Genomic DNA, 20,714 nt, shown 5'->3' on the forward strand with positions numbered 1-20,714 from the left:
GCCCACGATGCTCGATCACCTGAGAGAAACCGACCACGGCACCCCGCTGCGCGAGTCGACCGAGGCCGTCACGCTGGAGATCGACGGCGAGCAGGTCACCGTGCCCAAGGGCACGTCGCTGATGCGTGCTGCCGTCGACGCCGGCATCCAGGTCCCCAAGCTGTGCGCGACCGACAGCCTGGAGCCCTTCGGCTCGTGCCGCCTGTGCCTGGTCGAGATCGAGGGACGCCGCGGCTTTCCCGCCTCGTGCACCACGCCCGCCGAGCCCGGCATGAAGGTGCGCACGCAGACCCCGAAGCTGCAGGAGCTGCGCAAGGGCGTGATGGAGCTCTACATCTCCGACCACCCGCTCGACTGCCTGACCTGCAGCGCCAACGGCAACTGCGAGTTGCAGGACATGGCGGGCGTCACCGGCCTGCGCGAGGTGCGCTACGGCTTCGAGGGCGCCAACCACCTCAAGAGCCGGAAGGACGAATCGAACCCGTACTTCACCTACGACCCGAGCAAATGCATCGTCTGCAACCGCTGCGTGCGCGCCTGCGAAGAGACGCAGGGCACGTTCGCCTTGACCATTCAAGGAAGAGGCTTCGAGTCGCGCGTCGCTGCCGGCCAGGACCAGCCCTTCATGGACAGCGAGTGCGTGAGCTGCGGCGCCTGCGTCGAGGCCTGCCCGACCGCCACGCTGCAGGAGAAGTCGGTGATCTGGCTGGGCCAGGGCGAGCACAGCGTCACCACCACCTGCGCCTACTGCGGCGTGGGCTGCGGCTTCAAGGCCGAGATGAAGGGCAACGAGGTCGTGCGCATGGTGCCGTGGAAGGACGGCAAGGCCAACGAGGGCCATTCCTGCGTCAAGGGGCGCTTCGCCTGGGGCTATGCGACGCACAAGGACCGCATCACGACGCCGATGATCCGCAAGAGCATCGCCGACCCGTGGCAGGAAGTGAGCTGGGACGAGGCCATCGGCTACGCGGCCAGCGAGTTCAAGCGCATCCAGGCCACCTATGGCCGCGACTCGGTCGGCGGCATCGTCTCCTCGCGCTGCACCAACGAGGAAGGCTACCTGGTCCAGAAACTGGTGCGCGCGGCTTTCGGCAACAACAACGTCGACACCTGCGCGCGCGTGTGCCACTCACCGACCGGCTATGGCCTGAAGCAGACGCTGGGCGAGTCGGCCGGCACGCAGACCTTCAAGTCGGTGGAGAAGTCCGACGTCATCATGGTCATCGGCGCCAACCCGACCGACGGCCACCCGGTGTTCGCCTCGCGCATGAAGAAGCGGCTGCGCGAAGGCGCGAAGCTGATCGTCGTCGACCCGCGCAGGATCGACCTGGTGAAGTCGCCGCACGTGAAGGCCGACCACCACCTGCAGCTGCGCCCCGGCACCAACGTTGCGGTGATCACCGCGCTGGCGCACGTGGTCGTCACCGAGGGCCTGCTCGACGAGGCCTACATCGCCGCGCGCTGCGAGGACAAGGCCTTCCGCGAATGGCGCGAGTTCGTGTCACGCGACGCCAACTCCCCCGAGGCGACCGCCGCCGTCACCGGCGTGCCGGCCACCGAGTTGCGCGCCGCCGCCCGGCTGTTCGCCACCGGCCACTCGGACGGCACGGCTGCCACGCTCCAGGCCCGCGGGGCGCGGCCCAACGCGGCCATCTACTACGGCCTGGGCGTGACCGAGCACAGCCAGGGCTCGACGATGGTGATGGGCATCGCCAACCTCGCGATGGCCACCGGCAACGTCGGCCGCGAGGGCGTGGGCGTGAACCCGCTGCGCGGCCAGAACAACGTGCAGGGTTCGTGCGACATCGGCTCCTTCCCGCACGAGCTGCCGGGCTACCGCCACGTGTCGGACAGCAGCACGCGGGCGCTGTTCGAACAGGCCTGGAACGTCGAGCTGCAGGCCGAGCCGGGGCTGCGCATCCCCAATATGTTCGACGCCGCGCTGTCGGGCAGCTTCATGGGCCTGTACTGCGAGGGCGAGGACATCGTGCAGTCCGACCCGGACACGCAGCATGTCGCGCATGCGCTGTCTTCCATGGAGTGCATCGTCGTGCAGGACCTGTTCCTGAACGAGACCGCGAAGTACGCGCACGTCTTCCTGCCCGGTTCGTCGTTCCTCGAGAAGGACGGCACCTTCACGAATGCCGAGCGCCGCATCTCGCGCGTGCGCAAGGTCATGCCGCCGAAGGCCGGCCTGGGCGACTGGGAGGTGACGGTGAAGCTGTCGAACGCGCTCGGCTATCCGATGGACTACACCCATCCGGAGCAGATCATGGCCGAGATCGCGGCGCTGACGCCCACCTTCTCCGGTGTCAGCTACGAGAAGATCGACCGCCTCGGCAGCGTGCAGTGGCCGTGCAACGACGCGGCCCCCGAAGGCACGCCGACGATGCACATCGGCGGCTTCGTGCGCGGCAAGGGCAAGTTCTTCATCACGCAGTACGTCGCGACCGACGAGAAGGTGACGCGCAGGTTCCCGCTGCTGCTGACCACCGGGCGCATCCTGTCGCAGTACAACGTCGGCGCGCAGACGCGACGCACCGAGAACAACCGCTGGCACAGCGAGGACCGGCTGGAGCTGCACCCGCACGACGCCGAGGAGCGCGGCATCAAGGACGGCGACTGGGTCGGCATCGAGAGCCGCGCCGGCCAGACGGTGCTGCGCGCCGTGGTCAGCGAGCGCATGCAGCCGGGCGTGGTCTACACCACCTTCCACTTCCCCGAATCGGGCGCCAACGTCATCACCACCGACAGTTCCGACTGGGCCACCAACTGCCCCGAGTACAAGGTGACCGCGGTGCAGGTGCTGCCGGTGATGCAGCCGTCGGAATGGCAGCGCGAGCACACCCGCTTCAGCGAGGTGCAGGCGCGGCTGCTGGCCGAGCGGCACAAGCCCGAGACCCCGGCCACGGTGAGCCCGAAGTGAAGGTGGCGGACGCGGCACTCCACGCCGGCGGCGCGCAACGCCTCGCGGTCAGCGGCGTGCGGGACGGCCGTGCCTTCGCGGCGGACGACTGGGTGGCCGAGGAACGTCCGATCGCGCTGGAATACAACGGCGTGTCGCACGCGGTGATGCTGGCGACGCCGCTGGATCTGGAAGACTTCGCGCTCGGCTTCTCGCTGAGCGAGGGCATCGTCGACTCCGCCCGCGATTTGCATGGCATCGACGTCGAGTCCGCCGCCGACGGCAGCACGCTGCGCCTCCAGATCGCCGCGCGCTGCATGGCCGGCCTGAAGGCCCGCCGGCGCAACCTGGCCGGCCGCACCGGCTGCGGCCTGTGCGGTGCCGAGAGCCTGACGCAGGTCGAACGGCCGTTGACGCCGCTGCCGCCGGGGCCGGCCGTGCCGCACGACGCGCTGCTGCGCGCGATGCGCGAGCTGCAGGCGCTGCAGGCCCTGCAGCACGCCACCGGCTCGGTGCACGCAGCCGGCTGGTGCTCCGCCGCCGGCGAGGTGCAGCTGCTGCGCGAGGATGTCGGCCGCCACAACGCGCTCGACAAGCTGATCGGGGCCATGAGCCGCACCGGCGTGCCGGCCACGCAGGGCTTCATCGCCGTGACCAGCCGCGCCAGTTTCGAGATGGTGCAGAAGACCGTGGCCGCGCGCGTGCCATTGCTGGCCGCGGTATCGGCCGCGACCACGCTGGCGGTCGACCTGGCGCAGCGCCTGCAGCTCGGGCTGGCCGGCTTCGTGCGGCCGCAGGGCGTGGTGGTCTACGCCGGCGCGGAGCGGCTGAGCTTCCCGGAGACGATCGATGGACGTTGACAACCTGGTGCGCATGGCCAACCGCATCGGCCAGTTCTTCGAGGCCATGCCCGACCGCGGCGAGGCGCTGGAGGGCGTGGCCCAGCACATCAAACGCTACTGGGAGCCGCGCATGCGGCGGGCCTTGCTCGCGCATGTCGACCAGCAGGGCAGTGCGAGCCTGCATGAGGTGGTCGGGGCGGCCATCGCGCGGCACCGCGCCCTGATCGACTGACGCCCGCCTGGGGCGCCGCCCGGCAGCAGGGAGGCCGCCGGCAAACGGGCGGGCGCTGGCAACGCAGCGCTCGGTGGATGCCCTTGCGGTAGGACCGAGTCAGGCGGTGGTGGCAAGCTTCGAGACGGTGGCGGTCGAAGGGCGCGCTGCCGTCCCCACCGAAACGGAGCCTCCCCGATGAGCAGCACCCGCGCCTCCGGCGCCTTGCACAACGTCACGCCTTACCTAATGTACCGCGACGCGGCCGGCGGCATCGCCTTCTGCATCGCCGCTTTCGGCGCGACCGAGCGGATGCGCCATGTCGAGCCCGACGGCCGCATCGCCCATGCGCAGCTGCAGATCGGCGACTCGCTGTTGATGGTCTCGCAGGCCAACCCGGCCTTCCCGGAGATGCCGGCGGTCGAGGACTGCGAGCACTCGCCGATGAGCCTGTTCCTCGAGGTCGACGATGCCGATGCCACCGTCGAGCGTGCGTTGGTGCAGGGCGCGCGACTCGTCTATGCGGTGGCCGACCGCGACTACGGCCGCAGCGGCAGCGTGCGCGACCCCTATGGCTACCACTGGCACATCACGTCGCCGGTGCGTGCGGCATGAACTCGCCGGGCCTTCAAGGGCCACGGAGGGCCCCCTTCGCGGCCCGCTGCGAAGGCTCCCGCTCGGCGAGACCGCACGAAGTGCGCAGGGCGCAGCCATGAGCGCCATCGCGCAGGTGCTCAGCGTCAATGTGGCAACCGCCCGCGCGCTGGATATCGGCGGGCGCAGCGTGCTGAGTGCGATCGGCAAGCGCGGCGTGAGCGGCAAGGTGGCCGTGCGCCCGCTCGGCCTCGCCGGCGACGAGCAGGCCGATCCCAGCGTGCATGGCGGCCTCGACAAGGCCGTCTACGCCTACCCGGGCGAGCACTACGCGTTCTGGCAGACCGTGCGCGCGCAGGCCCGCGTTGCGCCCTGGGGCGAAACGCTGCCGCACGGTTTCATGGGGGAGAACCTCACGCTCGCCGGCCTACTGGAGGGCCAGGTCTGGGTCGGCGACCTGCTGCGCTTCCCGCACTGCGAACTCGCGGTCGCCGCACCGCGCCAGCCTTGCTTCAAGTTCAACGCGGTGATGGGCTTCAACCAGGCTGCGAAGCTGATGGTGCAGTCGGGCTATTGCGGCTACTACCTCGCGGTGCGCGTGCCCGGCACGATCGCCGCCGGCGAGGCCGGCGAGCTGCTGCTCGGACCGCGCGAAGTCGGTATCCCGGAGCTGTTCCGTTCGGTGATGGGCAAGCATCGCTGATTGACGGCCCCCGGCCGCGGCCGCGCGGGGCGCGACAATCGCGGCATGCTCGCCTACCGACACGCCTTCCACGCGGGCAACCATGCCGACGTCCTGAAACACAGCGTGCTCGTGCAGGTGCTGCGCCACATGGCACAGAAGGACAAGCCCTACCGCCTGATCGACACCCACGCCGGCGCGGGCGGCTATTCGCTGGGCACGCCCGAGGCGCTCAAGAAGGGCGAGTTCGAGCACGGCATCGCGCGGCTGATGGAGCGCAACGACCTGCCTGCGCTGGTCGCCGACTACGTGCAGCTGGTGCGCGACTTCAACCCCGACGGCGGCCTGGGCCGCTACCCCGGCTCGCCCGAGTTCGAGCGCCGGCTGCTGCGCCCGCAGGACGAGCTGCGCCTGTTCGAGCTGCATCCCGCGGACCTGCACACGCTCGCGGCCCACCACGCCGACCGGCCGCACACCGAAGTGCATCATGAAGACGGCTTCACCGGCCTGCGAAGCCAGCTGCCGCCGCCGTCGCGCCGCGCGGTGGTGCTGATCGATCCGTCCTATGAGCTGAAGACCGACTACGGCAAGCTGGTCGCGACGGTGCGCGAGGCCTTGCAGCGCTTCGCCGAAGCGGTGATCCTGGTCTGGTACCCGCAGGTCAGCCGGCTGGAGGCCGCGCAACTGCCCAAGCGCCTGCAGAACCTCGCGCCCAAGGGCTGGCTGCATGCCCGGCTCACGGTGCAGCCGCTCGACGTGCAGGGCTTCGGTCTGGCCGGCAGCGGCATGGTCGTGATCAACCCCCCCTGGACGCTGCACGCCCAGTTGCGCGAGGCGCTGCCCTTCCTGGCCCAGACGCTGGCCCAGGTCGACACGCCGAGCCACCTGCTCGAACAGCGCGTGGTGTGAGTGTGTCGCCGGTCGGCTGACTGGCGCAGACGGGCCGCACGCACCGGTCAACCGGCCCGAGCCGGGAGTCGCATCGGCGAAGTATCGCCAAGCACCTTCCTCGGTCTCTTGAATAATGCGAATGATTCGCATTAAAATGACGCACCGTGGGCCTCGATGCCCGTCCCCTTTCTCCCGTGCGGCCCCTCGCCACCGCAAACACTTCATGAGTGCCGGCTCTCCCTCACTGCCGAACGGTGTCACGCCACCGCCGCTGCCCACCGCCTCGTCGGAGGGTCTGACACCGGGTGCGCGGCGCGGGCTCGTGCTCGGCGTGCTGGCCGCCCATCTGGCGGGCGGCTGGGGTCTGCTGCAGATCGACTCGGTGCGCCAGGCGGTGCAGGCGGCCGCGCCGATCATGGTCGACCTGATCGCGCCACCGGCGCCGCCGGTGCCGATCCCGCCACCTCCGCCCCCCCCACCGCCACGGTCGGTGCCCAAGACACCACCGCCGCCCGCGCCGATCATCGTCAGCGAGCCGGCGCCGACGCCCGAGCCCCCGCTGTTCGTCGCGCCCCCGCCGCCGCCCGAGCCGCCGCTCATCGTGGCGGTGGAGCCGCCACCGGCGCCGCCCGCACCTCCCGCGCCGCCGCCGCAGCCGCGCACCGTGGCGATCACCCAGGTCGAGTACCTGACGCCGCCGAGCCTGGCCTACCCGACCGCCTCGAAGCGGCTGGGCGAATCGGGCCGTGTGCAGGTGCGCGTGCTGGTCGACGACAAGGGCCTGCCGCGCCAGATGGTCCTGCAACGCTCGTCCGGCTTCACGCGCCTCGACGACGCCGCGCTCGCCACCGTGGAGGCGACGCGCTTCAAGCCCTACACCGAGAACGGCGTGGCCCAGCCCTTCTGGGTCGTGATGCCCCTGGTCTTTGAAATGGAGAGATGACCGTGAACGACGTGAATGCTTCGATGGGCTTCGCCCATTTCATCGCCCAGAGCGACTTCGTGGGCAGATCGCTGCTCGTCATCCTGATCGTGATGTCGGCGATCTCGTGGACGCTGATCGCCGTCAAGGGCCTGGGCCAATTGCTGCGCACGCGGCGCAGCGAGAAGTTCCTGAACTTCTTCTGGAACGCGCGCTCGCTCCAGGAGGTGAGCGCCGAGATCTCGACGCACGGCGTGCAGGAACCGTTCGCGCACCTGACCGCCCATGCGATGAACGCGCAGGCCCACCACGCGAAGTACGGCGCCGCCAAGCTCGAGGAAGCCGGCAGCGCGCAGGATTTCGTCACCCGCACCATCAAGAAGGTGCTCGACGAGGAAACCACGCGGCTCGAGAACGGCCTGACCTGGCTCGCGACGATCGGCGCCACCGCGCCCTTCGTCGGCCTGTTCGGCACGGTCTGGGGGGTGTACCACGCGCTGGTGGCGATCGGCATGAGCGGCTCGGGCACGCTCGACAAGGTTGCCGGCCCGGTGGGCGAGGCGCTGATCATGACCGGCATCGGCCTCGCGGTCGCGATCCCCGCCGTGATGGCCTACAACGCCATCACCCGCAGCAACCGCGTGCTCAGCGCCCGGCTCGACGCCTTCGCGTTCGAGCTGATGACCTTCCTGTCGATGGGCTCGCCACTGGCCGACGCCGCGAAGAACGGCGCCGACAACGTGCGCGCCCTGCCCGGCAAGCTGACACCGGCGGCGCACGGCGCCTGAGCCCACCCTTCCCACGCAGGAGCAAGCCATGGCCTTCGCCAGCTTCGACCGCAAATCCTCGGCCGCCCCGGTGTCCGAGATCAACATGGTGCCGCTGATCGACGTGATGCTGGTGCTGCTGGTGATCTTCATCGTCACCGCGCCGCTGCTCACCCACGCCGTCAAGCTCGATCTGCCGAAGGCGAGCAGCCAGGTCAACGAGCTCAAGCCCGACAAGATCGAGTTCGCGATCGACGGTGCCGGCACGCGCTTCTGGAACGGCGAGACGGTGACGCGCGAGGAAGCGGTGCAGCGCTTCGCCGACGCCGGCAAGAAGCAGCCGCAGCCCGAGGTGCACCTGCGCGCCGACCAGGCGGTGGCCTACCGCCACGTCGCCGAGACGCTGGCCGATGCGTCGAAGGCCGGGCTGAGCAAGCTCGGATTCGTCAGCGAGCCGGACGCGCACTGACGTGACATCGGGGCCGCCGGGCCCTGTTCGCCTGCACGAGGCCGCCCTGGGCGGCCTTCGTCGCGCCGGGCTTTACAAAGCCGCCACAATCGCGCCCCATTGCTTAACCGGTGGACGGGCAGACTCGGAATTCGTCCGCAGCCGGCGCTGAACCGCAAGCCGCACGCGAGCCACAGGACGATCGCATCCTCACGACATGACCGCCCAAGACACCGCAACGCGCCCGCGCTGGCGCCGCCTCCTCTCCCACCGCACCCCCTGGATGCTGCTCGGACTGCTGCTGATCGCCGCCAGCGGCTACGCTGCCTGGCGCATGGTCTACGGCAAGCCGAACCTGCGCGACCAGTACCAGTTCGCCACCGTGCAGCGCGGCGACATCCAGGACCTCGTGACCGCGACCGGTACCGTGCAGCCGCGCGACTACGTCGATGTCGGCGCGCAGGTTTCGGGGCAGCTGAAGAAGCTGCATGTCGACGTGGGCTCGGTGGTGAAGGCCGGCGACCTGCTGGCCGAGATCGACCCGACGGTGCTGACCGCCACGGTCGACGCCCGCCGCGCCGGCCTGCGCAACCAGCGTGCGACGCTGGCCGAACGCGAGTCGCAGTACGCCCTCGCGCAGCTGCTGCTGACGCGCCAGCGCAACCTGGTGAAGGACGACGCGACCACCACCGAATCGTTCCAGCAGGCCGAAGCGACGGCACTCGCCGCGAAGGCCCAGATCGACGCCGTCAAGGCCTCGATCGAACAGACCGAATCGACCCTGCGCGCCGACGAGGCCAACCTCAACTACGCGAAGATCTACGCACCGCTGGCCGGCACGGTGGTGAGCGTCACCGCGCGCCAGGGCCAGACCCTCAACGCGAACCAGTCGGCGCCGACCATCCTGCGCATCGCCGACCTGTCGACGATGACGGTGCAGACCCAGGTCTCCGAGGCCGACGTCAGCAAGCTGAGCCAGGACATGGAGGTCTACTTCACGACGCTGGGCAGCCAGGGCCGGCGCTGGTACGGCACGCTGCGCAAGGTCGAGCCGACACCGACGGTGACCAACAACGTGGTGCTCTACAACGCACTGTTCGACGTGCCCAACGCGAACCAGGCGTTGATGACCAACATGACCGCGCAGGTGTTCTTCATCGCGGCCGCCGCCAAGGACACGCTGCTCGTGCCGGTCGCGGCGATCGGCAGCGGCGGGGCCGGGCGGACCGGTGCACGCCGCGAGCAACGGGCCGAAGGCGAACGCGCCGCGTCGGCGCCCGCCGAGAGCACCAGTGGAAGCGGAACGGGCCGTGCCACAGCCGCCATGTCGGCGAGCGCCGCCGCGTCGCCGGCTCGCGGCACCGGCACGTCGACCCCTCGCGGCGGGCCGCTGCCGGAGCGCTTCGCCGCGATGAGCCGCGAAGAGCGCCGCGCCGCCCTCGAAGCCATGTCGCCCGAGGAGCGCCGGGCCCTGCGCGAGCAGCGCCTGAACGCCGCGGGCGGTGAGGCCGCACGCGCGGCAGCTGGCCTCGCTTCAGCGCCGGCTTCGGCCGCCAGCGGACCGACCATTCCGGCCACCGGCGGCTTCGCGACGGCCGAGCGGGCCCGCGGCCCGCGCCGCGCGAGCGTCAAGCTGCTGACCGCGGCCGGCACGCTCGAAGAGCGCGCCGTCGAACTCGGCGTGAGCAACCGCGTGCAGGTGCAGGTCCTGTCCGGCCTGAGCGAAGGCGAGCAGGTCGTCGCCGGCATCAAGCAGGCGGCGCCGACGCAACGCGCCACCAGCCAGCAGGGCGGCCTGCAGCAGGGGCCGGCCGGCCTGCCGCCGGGCATCGGACAGGCGCCGCGAGGGCGTTGATGCAACGCGACCCCGCACCTGCCGTCGCCGCCGGACTGCGCCCGGGCGAGACGCCGCTGATCGAGCTGCGCGGCGTCACCAAGACCTACCGCAACGGCGACCTCGCGGTACAGGTGCTGCACGGCATCGACCTGACGATCTACGAGGGCGAGTTCGTGGCCATCATGGGCGCTTCGGGCTCGGGCAAGTCGACGCTGATGAACCTCCTCGGCTGCCTCGACAAACCCACCAGCGGCAGCTACCACTTCCGCGGCCGCGACGTGTCCTCGCTCGCCCGCGACGAGCTCGCGCTGCTGCGACGCGACGACTTCGGCTTCGTGTTCCAGAGTTACCACCTGATCGCCACCGCCAGCGCGGCCGAGAACGTCGAGGTGCCCGCCATCTACTCGGGGCTGCCGCCGGTGCAGCGGCACGCTCGCGCTGCAGCCCTGCTGACCGAGCTGGGTCTCGCGGACCGCCTCGAGCACCGCCCGAACCAGCTGTCGGGTGGCCAGCAGCAGCGCGTGTCGATCTCGCGGGCGCTGATGAACGGCGGCCGCATCATCCTGGCCGACGAGCCGACCGGTGCGCTCGACAGCAAGAGCGGCGCCGACGTGATGCGGCTGCTGGCCGATCTGTCGGCACGCGGCCACACGGTGCTGCTGATCACGCACGCGAAGGAAGTGGCGGACCACGCCGACCGGCTGATCGAGATCAAGGACGGCCGCATCGTCTGCGACCCCGGCTCGGCCCCACCGGCGCCGGACCAGGCCGACTACGTGCCGCCGGCCATCAGCCACGAAGGCTCGCATCTGGCCGACGTGGTGGAGGCGGCCAAGATGGCACTGCGCTCGCTGCGCGCGAACCTGTTCCGCTCGGTGCTCACGCTGCTCGGCATCGTGATCGGCGTCGGCTCGGTGATCGCGATGCTCGCGATCGGCGACGGCGCGAAGCAGGAGGTCATCGACCGCATCAGCGCGATGGGCTCCAACCTGATGCTGGTGCGACCCGGCGCGCCGAACCAGCGCGGCTTCAACAGCACGGCCACACTGGTCATCGCGGACGTCGCGGCGATCGACCAGGTTTCCAACGTGCTCGCGGCGGTACCCGAACAGAACAGCAGCGCGACGGTGCGCTACGGCGGCGCCGACTACAGCACCAGCATCAACGGCACCTCGTCGAAGTTCCCGCTGGCACGCCAGTGGCCGGTCGCGCAGGGCACGTTCTTCGGCGCCGAGGACGAGGCGAGCTACGCCACGGTGGCCGTGCTCGGCCAGACGGTCGCGAAAGCGCTGTTTCCCGACGGCGGCGACCCGGTGGGCCAGTACGTGCTGGTCAACAACCTGCTGTTCCAGGTGGTCGGCGTGATGACGGCGCGCGGTGCCTCGCCGATGGGTTCGGACCAGGACGACATCGTGTTCGTGCCCTATGCGACCAGCAGCCTGCGGCTGTCGGGCCAGCGCTACCTGCGCAACGTGACGGTGGCGGTCGACGACGTATCACGCATCGACGAGACGCAGGCAGCGGTCGAATCGCTGCTGCTCGACCGCCACGGCGTGGTCGACTTCCAGATCCGCAACATGGCCTCGATCATCGAGGCAACCGAGCAGACCCAGAACACGCTGACCATCCTGCTCGGCTCGATCGCGGCGATCTCGCTGCTGGTGGGCGGCATCGGCGTGATGAACATCATGCTGGTGTCGGTGACCGAGCGCACCCGCGAGATCGGCATCCGCATGGCCACCGGCGCGCGCGAGCGCAACATCATGCAGCAGTTCCTGATTGAGGCCGTGGTCGTGTCGGCGATCGGGGGCGGCGTCGGCGTGGTCGGTGGGCTGGCCACGGCCGCCGTGATCGGCGCCTTCGGCACGCCGGTCCAGTACTCGCTCGCACCGGTGCTGCTGGCCTTCGGCTGCGCCTTCGGCACCGGCCTGGTGTTCGGCTGGCTGCCGGCGCGCAAGGCCGCGCAGCTCGACCCGGTGGTCGCGCTGGCCGCCGAATGATCCCGCCCCGACCCATGCCCTCCCATTCTTCCTTCCCCGTACCCGGTGCGCGCGCCGCCGCCTTGCTGATGGCGCTGGCCCTGGCCGGCTGCGCGACGGCCATCGACAACACCCGGCCCACGCTCGACATGCCGTCGCGCTGGAACGAAGTCGCCAGCGGCGACAGCACCCTGCAGCACGACTGGTGGCGCGGCTTCCAGTCCGACGAGCTGGCGCAGTTGATCGACGCCGCCCAGGCCGGCAGCCCGACGCTGGCGATCGCCGCCGAGCGCGTGCAGCAGGCCGAGATCGCGGTGCGCAGTGCGGGCGCGACGCTGTTCCCGTCGGTCAGCGTGGCCGGCAGCACCGGCGCCCGGCGCGCCGATCCGGGACCGGGGTTCGACGCGAGCACAGCCAAGTCGTCGAGCGTGTCGCTCGGCGTCAGCTACGAGATCGACCTGTGGGGCCGGCTCGCCGCCGGCGTAAAGGGCGCCGAGGCCTCGCTGGCGGCGAGCCGCTACGACCTCGAGACCGCCCGGCTGTCGCTCACCACCGGCGTCGCCAGCGCCTATTTCCAGGTGCTCGCGCTGCGCATGCGCCTCGAGATCGCGCACGACAACCTCGCCATTGCCGAGCGCGTGTTCGGCATCGTCGAATCCCGCTATCGCAACGGCGCGGCCTCGGCGCTGGACGTGAGCCGCCAGCGCATCACGGTGCTGTCGCAGCGCGCCACGCTGGAGCCGCTGGAAGTCCAGGAGCGCCAGACGGTCACCGCGCTCGCCATCCTGCTCGGCCGACCGCCACAAACGCTGCAGGTCGAGACCCGCAGCTTCGACCGTTTCGCGATCCCCGCGGTGGGTGTCGGCCTGCCCTCCGCGTTGCTGGTGCGCCGCCCCGACCTGGCCAGCGCCGAGGCCCAGCTGGCCACGGCCGCTGCCGACGTGGCGGCAGCCCGCGCCGCCCTGCTGCCCAGCGTGTCGCTGTCCGGCTCGGCCGGACTGGCGAGCACCGCCCTGCTGTCGTTGGCCAACCCGTCGTCCAGCATCGGCCTGACCGCGTCGATCGTGCAGACGCTGTTCGATGGCGGGCAGCTGCGCAACCAGGTCGCCCTCGGCGAGTCGGCGCGCCGGCAGCTGGTCGAGGGTTACCGCAGCGCGATCTACACCGCGCTCAAGGAAGTGGAGGACGCCCTCGGCAACGCCGTGCGCAACCGCGGGCAGGAGCAGGCCCAGCTGGCGATCCGCGACGAGGCACAGCGCTCGCTGCGGCTGGCCGAGTTGCGCTACCGCGAAGGCGCCGACGACCTGACCAGCGTGCTCGACGCGCAACGCACGCTGTTCTCTTCGCTGGACCAGCTGGCGCAGCTGCGGCTGTCACGGCTGACTGCGGCGCTGGACCTCTTCAAGGCGCTGGGCGGCGGCTGGTCAATGAGTGACCGCCAACTTTCAAGTTGACATCTTGGCGTGGCTGTTCCAGATGCCGGTCGGTCCCGACTGTCGGATGCCGGTCACATGACTTGACAACAATTTGACAAATCTTAATGAGAATAATTATCATAACTATCTGATTGCAGTCGAACGCTGACTGCATGCCGGTCAGCCATCTGCTTCTCCTCGCGTCGAACCGCGGTCGAGATCGCTGCAGAGAGCCAGCCTCCTGCGCCCTTTCGATACCCACCGAGGAGAACCCATGGCTTACATCCAGGCCCGCAAACACGCCCACCCCCTGCGCCGGACCCAGTCGGCCGCCGCCGCCTTCGCCGCGCTGGCCATTCCGGCTGCGGTGCACGCTCAACAGGCCGCGGCACCCGCCGAGGCGGCCGCGGCGCCCGCCAGCACCCAGGTGCTGCCCGAGATCAAGGCGAAGTCGGCTGCCGACAACGGCATCAAGGCCGACGTGTCGGCTTCGCCGAAGTTCACCCAGCCGCTGGTGGACACGCCGCAGACCATCACCGTCATCAAGAAGGAAGTGCTGCAGCAGCAGGGCGCCACCTCGCTGACCGAGGCGCTGCGCAACACCCCCGGCATCACGCTGCAGATGGGCGAGAACGGCAACACGCAGACCGGCGACGCGATCTTCCTGCGCGGCTTCGACACCTCGGCCAGCATCTTCGTCGACGGCATCCGCGACCTGGGCAGCATCTCGCGCGATACATTCAACATCGAACAGGTGGAAGTGATCAAGGGCCCGTCCGGCTCCGACAACGGCCGCGGCGCGTCGTCCGGCTACGTCAACCTGATCTCCAAGTCGCCGCAGCTCCAGAACTTCGGCAACGCCAGCGTCTCGCTCGGCACCGATGACCGCAAGCGCGCAACTGTCGACCTGAACCGTGCACTCGACCTGGCGGTCCCGGGCTCGGCGCTGCGCCTGAACGTCATGGCACAGGACTACGGCACCCCCGGCCGCGACGAGGTGAAGAGCAAGCGCTGGGGCTTCGCACCCTCGCTGGCTTTCGGGCTGGGCACGCCGACGCGCACCGTGCTGAGCTACCTGCACGTCGAGCACGACAACCGGCCCGATGGCGGCGTGTCGACCTTCGGCCTGCCTGGCTACATCTCCGCCGCCACCGGCCCGGCCGTGAACTCCAAGAATTACTACGGCTCGCTGAACGACTTCGACGAGGTGAGTGTGGACCAGTTCACCGCGCGCATCGAGCACGACATCGCGCCGGGTTACACGCTGCGCAACACGACCCGGCTCGGCCGCTCCGAGCAAGACTTGCTCGTGACCGGCGTCAACGCGGTGACCACCACCAGCGGCAACCCGGCGACCTACACGGTCGCCCGCACGCGCCAGGGCAAGCACCAGAACAACGAGATCCTGACGAACCAGACCAACCTGAACGCCGAGTTCGCGACCGGCGCGGTGCAGCATTCGCTGTCGACCGGCTTCGAACTGATCTACGAACGCCAGCGCACCGCGACACCGCAGACCTTGACCAACACCACCCTGCCGGCCTCGCTGCGGCAGCCGCAGGCCAATCTGTACGCGCCGAGCGTCGGCGACGTGTTCCTGACGCCACCCTACAAGGGCGCCTACGCCAACGGCAGCACGCTGAGCGCGGCGGTCTACGCCTTCGACACGCTCAAGCTGTCGGAGCAGTGGCTGCTCAACGGCGGTGTGCGCTGGGAGAAGTTCCACACCGAGACCAACAGCTCCACCTTCACGGCCCAGACGAACACCTCGCCTGAATCGCTGGTGCAGAACCCGCAGCTGGGCCTGACCGACACCCTGCTGAGCTGGAAGGTGGGCGCGGTCTTCAAGCCGGCGCCGAACGGCAGCGTCTATGTCACGGTGTCCAATTCCTACCAGCCGCCGGGCGGCAGCAACTTCTCGCTGGCCAGCACGGCCAACAGCGCGAACCGGCCGGACCTCGACCCGCAGGAAGGCAGCAACATCGAGGTCGGCAGCAAGTGGGACCTGCTCGACGGCCGGCTGTCGGCGGTCGCCGCGGTCTACCGCAGCGAGAACAAGAACGAACTGGTGTCCGACGGCGCCACGCCCGCGAGCTTCTCGCAGGTCGGCAAGCGCCGCGTCGACGGCGCCGAGCTGGGACTGATCGGTCAGATCACGCCGGCCCTCAGCCTCAGCGCCGGTCTGGCCTACATGGACCCGCAGATCATCCAGGGCGTGCCGGCCGGCACGGGTGCCAACCAGGGCGGCGTGATCGTCTTCTCGCCCAAGCTCACGTTCACCTCCTGGGTGACCTACAAGCTGCCCTTCGGCCTGACCGTCGGCGGCGGTGCGCGCTATGTCGACACCGTGGCGCGCAGCAGCAACCTCGTCGTCACCAGCAATCTGGTCACCACGCCCGACTACTGGGTGGCCGATGCGATGCTGGCCTACGACGTGACGAAGAACTTCTCGCTGCAGCTCAATGTCTACAACCTGTTCGACAAGGAGTACATCGCCGCGCTCAACAACGGCGGCTCGCGCTACGTGCCGGGCGCTGAACGCAACGCGCTGCTGACCGCGAACTTCAGCTTCTGAGCGGCTGCAGCCACCGACGTATCCCGGCGGGATGCGACACTCGCGAGCCTCTCCCCGGAGAGGCTCGCTTCATTGAAAGGCCAGCGATCATGATGCTGCACGTGCCCGAGGTCCTGACACGCGCGCAGGTCGCCGAGATCCGCGCCCGGCTCGACACCGCGGACTGGGTCGACGGCCGCGCCACCGTGGGCCCGCAGGGCGCCCAGGTCAAGCAGAACCGCCAGCTGCCCGAGCTGTCGCCGGTGGGCCGCGAGCTCGGCGAGCTCATCCTGAAGGCACTGCTCGACCACCCGCTGTTCGTCTCGGCCGCGCTGCCGCTGCGCAGCGTGCCGCCGCTGTTCAACCGCTACGAAGGCGGCGAGCACTACGGGCTGCACATCGACGGCTCGGTGCGCTCGGTACCGGGCACGAACCTGCGGCTGCGCACCGACCTGTCGAGCACGCTGTTCCTCAGCGACCCCGACGACTACGACGGCGGCGAGTTGGTGGTCGTGGACACCTACGGCACCCACGAAGTGAAGCTGCCGGCGGGCGACCTGATCCTCTACCCGTCGACCAGCCTGCACCGCGTGGAACCGGTCACGCGCGGTGCGCGCGTGTGCTCGTTCTTCTGGACGCAGAGCATGGTGCGCGACGACTGGCAGCGCCAGCTGCTGTTCGAACTCGACCAGGACGTGCAGAAGCTGCGCGAGAAACTGGGCGATTGCGACGAGGTGGTGAGCCTGACCGGGCACTATCACAACCTGCTGCGGCAGTGGGCCGAGGTGTGACGGCGGCAGGCCCGGCTTCCTTCGACTCGTTGCGGTCGTTCGTGTTCGATGGGTGGGGGTTGCCGCATCAGTACACGTCTCGCCGCAGCCTGCCGTCTTCGATGAGGCGGTCGACGCCCTCGCGGCCGATCGTGTCGGCCAACGCTGCCTCCACGCCGGACGCCATGCCGACCAGACTGCCGCAGACGTACAGCGCCGCGCCACGCGCGAGCCAGTCGCGCAGCAGGCCGGCCTGCTCGCGCAGGCAGTCCTGCACATAGCGCTTGCCGGGCTGGTCGCGCGAGAACACGAGGTCCGCGCGCTCCAGCACGCCGCCGGCCTGCCAGACCGCGATCTCGTCGCGGTAGTAGGCATCGTGCGCGGCCTGGCGTTCGCCGAACACCAGCCAGTTCGCACCGATCCCGGCCGCGGCCCGTGCCTTGAGGTGAGCGCGCAGCCCGGCCAGGCCGGTGCCGTTGCCGACCAGGATCAGCGGCCGCCGGGCGTTGTCGCCGAGGCGGAAGTTGCCGTGCGCGCGCAGCCTGAGCGCAATCTCGTCGCCCGGCGCTGCCTGTTCGGTGAGCCAGCCCGAGGCCACACCCAGCCCGCCGTCGGCGTGCCGCTCCTGGCGCACCAGCAGGTGCACGCGGCCGTCGGTCGGCAGTGAGGCGACCGAGTACTCGCGCGGGCGCTGCGCATCGCCGGGCGGCAGCACCTGCACGAGATCGCCCGACTGCCAGTCCGGCGGCGCGGCGCCGGCCGGCGGTTCGAGTTCGAGGTGGAAACAGGGGCCGCCGGCACTGCCCGGGTTGAGCCGCCGCCGCACCGCGAGCCGCCACGGCTCGAACGCGGCCGCGAGCTGCCAGTCCGGCAGGTCGCTGGTGCCGGCCAGGCGCGCGACGTGGCGCTGCCACTGCAGCAGCGCGGCGGCGTCGCTCTTGTCGACGTCGATGCGCTCGAACATCGCTTGCGCGGCGCGTTGCCGCAGCCAGGCATCGAGCGCGCGGCCGAAGCCGCAGAAGTGCTGGTAGCCGCAGTCGCCGAGCGCGAGCACGCCGCAATGCAGACCGTCGAGCGCGATGTCGCTGGTCATCACGCGGCGGGCGAACGCGGCCGCGGCATCGGGCGGGTCGCCTTCGCCGTAGGTGCTGACGATGAACAGCGCGCGTTCGGCCGCACGCAACTCGTCGGCCTGCAGCTGCGACAGGCTGGCGATGCGTGCCGGCACGCCGGCCGTGTGCAGCGCGCGCGCCGTCTGCCAGGCGATCTGCTCGGCGGTACCGGTCTGGCTCGCGTGCACGACCAGCACCGGTCGCACGCCGGCCGCCGCGGGTGTCAGCGCCACCGCTGCGCGTTCGGCCTGCGAGCGCCGCGCCCGGTGGGCCCGCCAGGTGCCGGCGCACAGGCCGAGGTAGGACAGCGCCACGCCGCCTGCCGCGAGCGAGCGCAGCGCATCGTCGGGCAGCGTCATGCCAGCAGCGCTTCGAAGCCGGCGGTCGGGCGCAGCTCGTGGCCGTCCGCGGCGCGGCGGATGAAGAGCGCCGCCAGCCCGCGCCGTTCGGCGTAGGTCCAGCCCGCGTCGGGGCCGAGCACGGTCAGCGCAGTGGCCAGCGCATCGGCCTGCATGCACTGCGGATGGACGACCGTCACCGACGCCAGCGCATGCCGCACCGGCCGGCCGGTGCGCGGATCGATGGTGTGCGAATGGTGCTGGCCATCGTCGGCCATGAAGCGGCGGAAGTCGTCGCCCGAGGTCGCGACCGCGAGACCGGGCAGCGCCAGCACCGGGCCCTCGCCCCGCGCCAACCCGGGCAGCTTGACCGCCACCCGCCATGGCTGGCCGTCGGGCCGTCGGCCCAGACCGAGCAACTCGCCGCCGACCTCGATGAGCGCGTTGACGCAGCCCAGGCCCCGCAGCGCCTGCCCGACCGCGTCGACCGCATGGCCCTTCGCAATCGACGAGAGGTCGAGGTAGCTGCCGCCTGCCTGCCGCGCCCGCCGCTGGACCGGGTCGAGCAGCACGCGCTGCCAGCCGATGCGCGCGCGCGCGGCCTGCAGGTCGGCGTCCGACGGCGCGGTGCGCCGCACCGGGTCGGGACCGAAGCCCCACAGGTTGACGGCCGGGCCCACCGTCGGGTCGTAGGCACCGCCGGTGTCGCGCGCCAGTTCGAGCGCGCAGTGCAGCACGGTGAAGAACGCCTGCGGCAGCTTCTGCCAGCGGCCGGGCGCGGCGCGGTTGAAGCGGCTCAAGTCCGAGTCCGTCTCCCAGGTGCTCATCTGGCGGACCACGGTTGCCAGCGCGGCCTCGGCCGCCTCGCGGACCTCGCGGCGCGCCGGGGCCAGCGCGGACAGCGGGCGCCAGTACTTCACGCTCCAGATCGTGCCCATCGTCGGGCCGCCCAGTTCCTGCACGGCCGGCATCGGGCGCGCGGGCGCACCGTAGCGGTAGGCCAGCGGCAGGGGCTCGGCGAAGGACATGCGGGTCATGCGGCGATCGAGGCGTGCCTTACTGCGGCAGCACTTCCAGCACGACGGCGTACAGCAGCCGGCGCTCCTTGGCCTGCTTGAGCGTGGTCCGGTTGTCCCGCGCGCTGGCCTCGAGGCGGTACAGACCGGGCTGCGGCCACTGGACCGTGACCCGGCCCTGGGCGTCGGTCTTCAGCGTGGTTTCGCCGAGCTTGTCGCGATAGCGCTTGCCGCCGGGGACGAGTTCGATGTCCACATCGGCCGCCGGCTTGCCGTCGATGTGGAATGCGAAGGTGGCCTGCTCGCCGCTGTACAGGTCGTTCGGGTGCGTGAGCGCGACGAGTTCGAGGCCCGCGCCCGTCGGTTTGATCGCGCTGGGCTTGCCGACGGTGACGAAGGTCTCCACGCGGCTGACCGACTCGCTGGCCTGCAGCTCCTCGGCATCGGCCGGCACGTCCGTCGCGAAGCTCGCTGCGCTGCCACGGAAGCCCTTGTTCTGGCCGGTGGCCTTGTCCTTGTAGCGCGCGGTCACGCCGCTGAAGCCGTTGGCGATGCGGTAGGTGCCAGCCTGGGTCAGGTTCAGGTCGAACACGCTGCGCAGCTTGCCGACCAGCAGGTTCTCCGGCGTCACCGCACTGCCATCGGGCGCGGTGACGGCGAGGCCGTCGAGCCGCAGCGGCGCGTGGTTGAAGAAGAACATGTCGGTGCCGACACCGCCGTCGACCGTGATCCATTGCGGCTTGGACAGCACGGTACTGGACGGCAGCAGGAAGGCGCTGTGGGCGTGCACGAGCGACACGCTCAGGCCAAACGCGAGGGCCGCGGCCACGGCGCGTGGGAACGGGGAACGAAGCATGGACATCTCTCCTGGAAAGGGTGGGCGGCGCTGGGGTGCCCGGCGCTCAGGGCTTGAGCTCGAGACTGATCTCGCCGAGCTCGCTCTTGCCCTGGACCGTGAGCTGCTGCAGCTTGGCGGGGGGCCACTGGAACGGGATGGCCAGCAGCTCGCGGCCACCGTCTTCGCGCGCAGCCTCGACCATCAGCTGGTAGTCGCCGGCCGCCAGCGTGCCCAGCGGCGCGGCGCCGTCGCTGAAGGCGAGCTTGTGCTTGCCCACGGGGCGCGTCGCGCTGGTCACGCCGTCCACCGGCAGCTGCAGCTCGCGGCCGCTGCGGCGCCACCACTGGCGCAGGTCCTTCAGCCACTTGCGGCCCTCGGCATTGGGCTTCTTCTGCTCGAACCACACGGCCAGGTTGGCGGCGGTGCTCTGGTCCGGCCGCGCGATCCAGACGGACACGTAGGGACGGTGGTACTCGGCAACGCTCAGGCGCGGCACTTCGACGCCGACCGCCAGATCGGCCGCGAACAGCGGGGGGGCACCGAGCGCCGCGGCGCTCAGCGCGATGGAGTAACGCAAGTGCATGGCAGGGCCT

At 70.4% G+C, this 20,714-nt stretch carries 18 protein-coding genes; 14 read left to right on the top strand and 4 right to left on the bottom strand.

Annotation, left to right across the window (positions count from 1 at the left end; genetic code table 11):
* Positions 1 to 7 precede the first annotated feature (7 nt).
* The 14 genes from fdhF (at position 8) to ACQY9S_RS15995 (ending at position 16,838) form a co-directional block, all read left to right on the top strand.
* On the top strand, positions 8 to 2,926 hold the full coding sequence (gene fdhF, locus ACQY9S_RS15930; RefSeq protein ID WP_428420929.1) for a formate dehydrogenase subunit alpha: 2,919 nt from the start codon (positions 8 to 10) through the stop codon (positions 2,924 to 2,926).
* Entirely contained in the window at positions 2,923 to 3,765 is an 843-nt protein-coding gene (gene fdhD, locus ACQY9S_RS15935; protein ID WP_428420930.1) for a formate dehydrogenase accessory sulfurtransferase FdhD, read from the top strand. Before fdhF ends, fdhD begins: the two co-directional genes overlap by 4 nt.
* A complete protein-coding gene (locus ACQY9S_RS15940; protein WP_428420932.1) occupies positions 3,755 to 3,979 on the top strand; it encodes a formate dehydrogenase subunit delta in 225 nt (74 codons plus the stop codon). The genes fdhD and ACQY9S_RS15940 overlap by 11 nt, the downstream gene beginning before the upstream one ends.
* A 177-nt stretch (positions 3,980 to 4,156) precedes the next feature.
* The gene (locus ACQY9S_RS15945) at positions 4,157 to 4,573 is read left to right on the top strand and encodes a VOC family protein (protein WP_428420933.1); all 417 of its coding nucleotides are present in this window, start codon (positions 4,157 to 4,159) and stop codon (positions 4,571 to 4,573) included.
* A 97-nt stretch (positions 4,574 to 4,670) separates the two neighbouring features.
* Positions 4,671 to 5,255, top strand: coding sequence for an MOSC domain-containing protein (locus ACQY9S_RS15950; protein ID WP_428420935.1), 585 nt, complete (start codon positions 4,671 to 4,673; stop codon positions 5,253 to 5,255).
* 45 nt (positions 5,256 to 5,300) lie between these two features.
* Positions 5,301 to 6,143, top strand: a complete 843-nt coding sequence (locus ACQY9S_RS15955) for a 23S rRNA (adenine(2030)-N(6))-methyltransferase RlmJ (RefSeq protein WP_428420937.1) — start codon at positions 5,301 to 5,303, stop codon at positions 6,141 to 6,143.
* A 205-nt stretch (positions 6,144 to 6,348) separates the two neighbouring features.
* Positions 6,349 to 7,068, top strand: a complete 720-nt coding sequence (locus tag ACQY9S_RS15960) for an energy transducer TonB (protein WP_428420938.1) — start codon at positions 6,349 to 6,351, stop codon at positions 7,066 to 7,068.
* Positions 7,065 to 7,835, top strand: a complete 771-nt coding sequence (locus tag ACQY9S_RS15965) for a MotA/TolQ/ExbB proton channel family protein (protein WP_428420939.1) — start codon at positions 7,065 to 7,067, stop codon at positions 7,833 to 7,835. Before ACQY9S_RS15960 ends, ACQY9S_RS15965 begins: the two co-directional genes overlap by 4 nt.
* 28 nt (positions 7,836 to 7,863) lie before the next feature.
* On the top strand, positions 7,864 to 8,283 hold the full coding sequence (locus ACQY9S_RS15970) for an ExbD/TolR family protein (RefSeq protein ID WP_428420941.1): 420 nt from the start codon (positions 7,864 to 7,866) through the stop codon (positions 8,281 to 8,283).
* A 196-nt stretch (positions 8,284 to 8,479) separates the two neighbouring features.
* Positions 8,480 to 10,117: an efflux RND transporter periplasmic adaptor subunit gene (locus tag ACQY9S_RS15975; protein ID WP_428420943.1), complete on the top strand. Its 1,638-nt coding sequence runs from the start codon at positions 8,480 to 8,482 to the stop codon at positions 10,115 to 10,117.
* A complete protein-coding gene (locus ACQY9S_RS15980) occupies positions 10,117 to 12,099 on the top strand; it encodes a MacB family efflux pump subunit (protein ID WP_428420945.1) in 1,983 nt (660 codons plus the stop codon). The genes ACQY9S_RS15975 and ACQY9S_RS15980 overlap by 1 nt, the downstream gene beginning before the upstream one ends.
* Before the next feature lie 14 nt (positions 12,100 to 12,113).
* Entirely contained in the window at positions 12,114 to 13,532 is a 1,419-nt protein-coding gene (locus ACQY9S_RS15985) for an efflux transporter outer membrane subunit (RefSeq protein ID WP_428420946.1), read from the top strand.
* Between the two features lie 235 nt (positions 13,533 to 13,767).
* On the top strand, positions 13,768 to 16,068 hold the full coding sequence (locus ACQY9S_RS15990; protein WP_428420948.1) for a catecholate siderophore receptor Fiu: 2,301 nt from the start codon (positions 13,768 to 13,770) through the stop codon (positions 16,066 to 16,068).
* 89 nt (positions 16,069 to 16,157) lie between these two features.
* Complete coding sequence (locus ACQY9S_RS15995) at positions 16,158 to 16,838, top strand: Fe2+-dependent dioxygenase (protein WP_428420950.1); 681 nt, start codon at positions 16,158 to 16,160, stop codon at positions 16,836 to 16,838.
* Positions 16,839 to 16,905: 67 nt separating this feature from the next.
* On the opposite strand, the gene ACQY9S_RS16000 is transcribed toward ACQY9S_RS15995, so the two are convergent.
* From ACQY9S_RS16000 to ACQY9S_RS16015, 4 genes are read right to left on the bottom strand one after another with little or no spacing between them, the layout of a single operon-like run.
* Positions 16,906 to 18,288, bottom strand: a complete 1,383-nt coding sequence (locus ACQY9S_RS16000; protein WP_428420951.1) for a sulfite reductase subunit alpha — start codon at positions 18,286 to 18,288, stop codon at positions 16,906 to 16,908.
* On the bottom strand, positions 18,285 to 19,295 hold the full coding sequence (locus ACQY9S_RS16005; RefSeq protein ID WP_428425780.1) for an FAD:protein FMN transferase: 1,011 nt from the start codon (positions 19,293 to 19,295) through the stop codon (positions 18,285 to 18,287). The genes ACQY9S_RS16000 and ACQY9S_RS16005 overlap by 4 nt, the downstream gene beginning before the upstream one ends.
* A gap of 28 nt (positions 19,296 to 19,323) precedes the next feature.
* The gene (locus tag ACQY9S_RS16010; protein ID WP_428420952.1) at positions 19,324 to 20,139 is read right to left on the bottom strand and encodes a DUF4198 domain-containing protein; all 816 of its coding nucleotides are present in this window, start codon (positions 20,137 to 20,139) and stop codon (positions 19,324 to 19,326) included.
* A 46-nt stretch (positions 20,140 to 20,185) separates the two neighbouring features.
* Complete coding sequence (locus ACQY9S_RS16015; protein ID WP_428420953.1) at positions 20,186 to 20,704, bottom strand: DUF2271 domain-containing protein; 519 nt, start codon at positions 20,702 to 20,704, stop codon at positions 20,186 to 20,188.
* Between the last annotated feature and the right edge of the window lie 10 nt (positions 20,705 to 20,714).

Origin of the sequence: Methylibium sp., from assembly GCF_965279545.1 — a bacterium.
GTDB lineage: Bacteria > Pseudomonadota > Gammaproteobacteria > Burkholderiales > Burkholderiaceae_C > Methylibium.

Coding starts and splice junctions, on each gene's coding strand:
- ACQY9S_RS16005 (WP_428425780.1), bottom strand. CDS start 19,295: ATGTCCTTCGCCGAGCCCCTGCCGCTGGCCTACCGCTACGGTGCGCCC.
- ACQY9S_RS15995 (WP_428420950.1), top strand. CDS start 16,158: ATGATGCTGCACGTGCCCGAGGTCCTGACACGCGCGCAGGTCGCCGAG.
- ACQY9S_RS15940 (WP_428420932.1), top strand. CDS start 3,755: ATGGACGTTGACAACCTGGTGCGCATGGCCAACCGCATCGGCCAGTTC.
- ACQY9S_RS15960 (WP_428420938.1), top strand. CDS start 6,349: ATGAGTGCCGGCTCTCCCTCACTGCCGAACGGTGTCACGCCACCGCCG.
- fdhF (WP_428420929.1), top strand. CDS start 8: ATGCTCGATCACCTGAGAGAAACCGACCACGGCACCCCGCTGCGCGAG.
- ACQY9S_RS15970 (WP_428420941.1), top strand. CDS start 7,864: ATGGCCTTCGCCAGCTTCGACCGCAAATCCTCGGCCGCCCCGGTGTCC.
- ACQY9S_RS15945 (WP_428420933.1), top strand. CDS start 4,157: ATGAGCAGCACCCGCGCCTCCGGCGCCTTGCACAACGTCACGCCTTAC.
- ACQY9S_RS15990 (WP_428420948.1), top strand. CDS start 13,768: ATGGCTTACATCCAGGCCCGCAAACACGCCCACCCCCTGCGCCGGACC.
- ACQY9S_RS16000 (WP_428420951.1), bottom strand. CDS start 18,288: ATGACGCTGCCCGACGATGCGCTGCGCTCGCTCGCGGCAGGCGGCGTG.
- ACQY9S_RS15965 (WP_428420939.1), top strand. CDS start 7,065: ATGACCGTGAACGACGTGAATGCTTCGATGGGCTTCGCCCATTTCATC.
- ACQY9S_RS16010 (WP_428420952.1), bottom strand. CDS start 20,139: ATGCTTCGTTCCCCGTTCCCACGCGCCGTGGCCGCGGCCCTCGCGTTT.
- ACQY9S_RS15975 (WP_428420943.1), top strand. CDS start 8,480: ATGACCGCCCAAGACACCGCAACGCGCCCGCGCTGGCGCCGCCTCCTC.
- ACQY9S_RS15985 (WP_428420946.1), top strand. CDS start 12,114: ATGCCCTCCCATTCTTCCTTCCCCGTACCCGGTGCGCGCGCCGCCGCC.
- ACQY9S_RS15955 (WP_428420937.1), top strand. CDS start 5,301: ATGCTCGCCTACCGACACGCCTTCCACGCGGGCAACCATGCCGACGTC.
- ACQY9S_RS15950 (WP_428420935.1), top strand. CDS start 4,671: ATGAGCGCCATCGCGCAGGTGCTCAGCGTCAATGTGGCAACCGCCCGC.
- ACQY9S_RS16015 (WP_428420953.1), bottom strand. CDS start 20,704: ATGCACTTGCGTTACTCCATCGCGCTGAGCGCCGCGGCGCTCGGTGCC.
- ACQY9S_RS15980 (WP_428420945.1), top strand. CDS start 10,117: ATGCAACGCGACCCCGCACCTGCCGTCGCCGCCGGACTGCGCCCGGGC.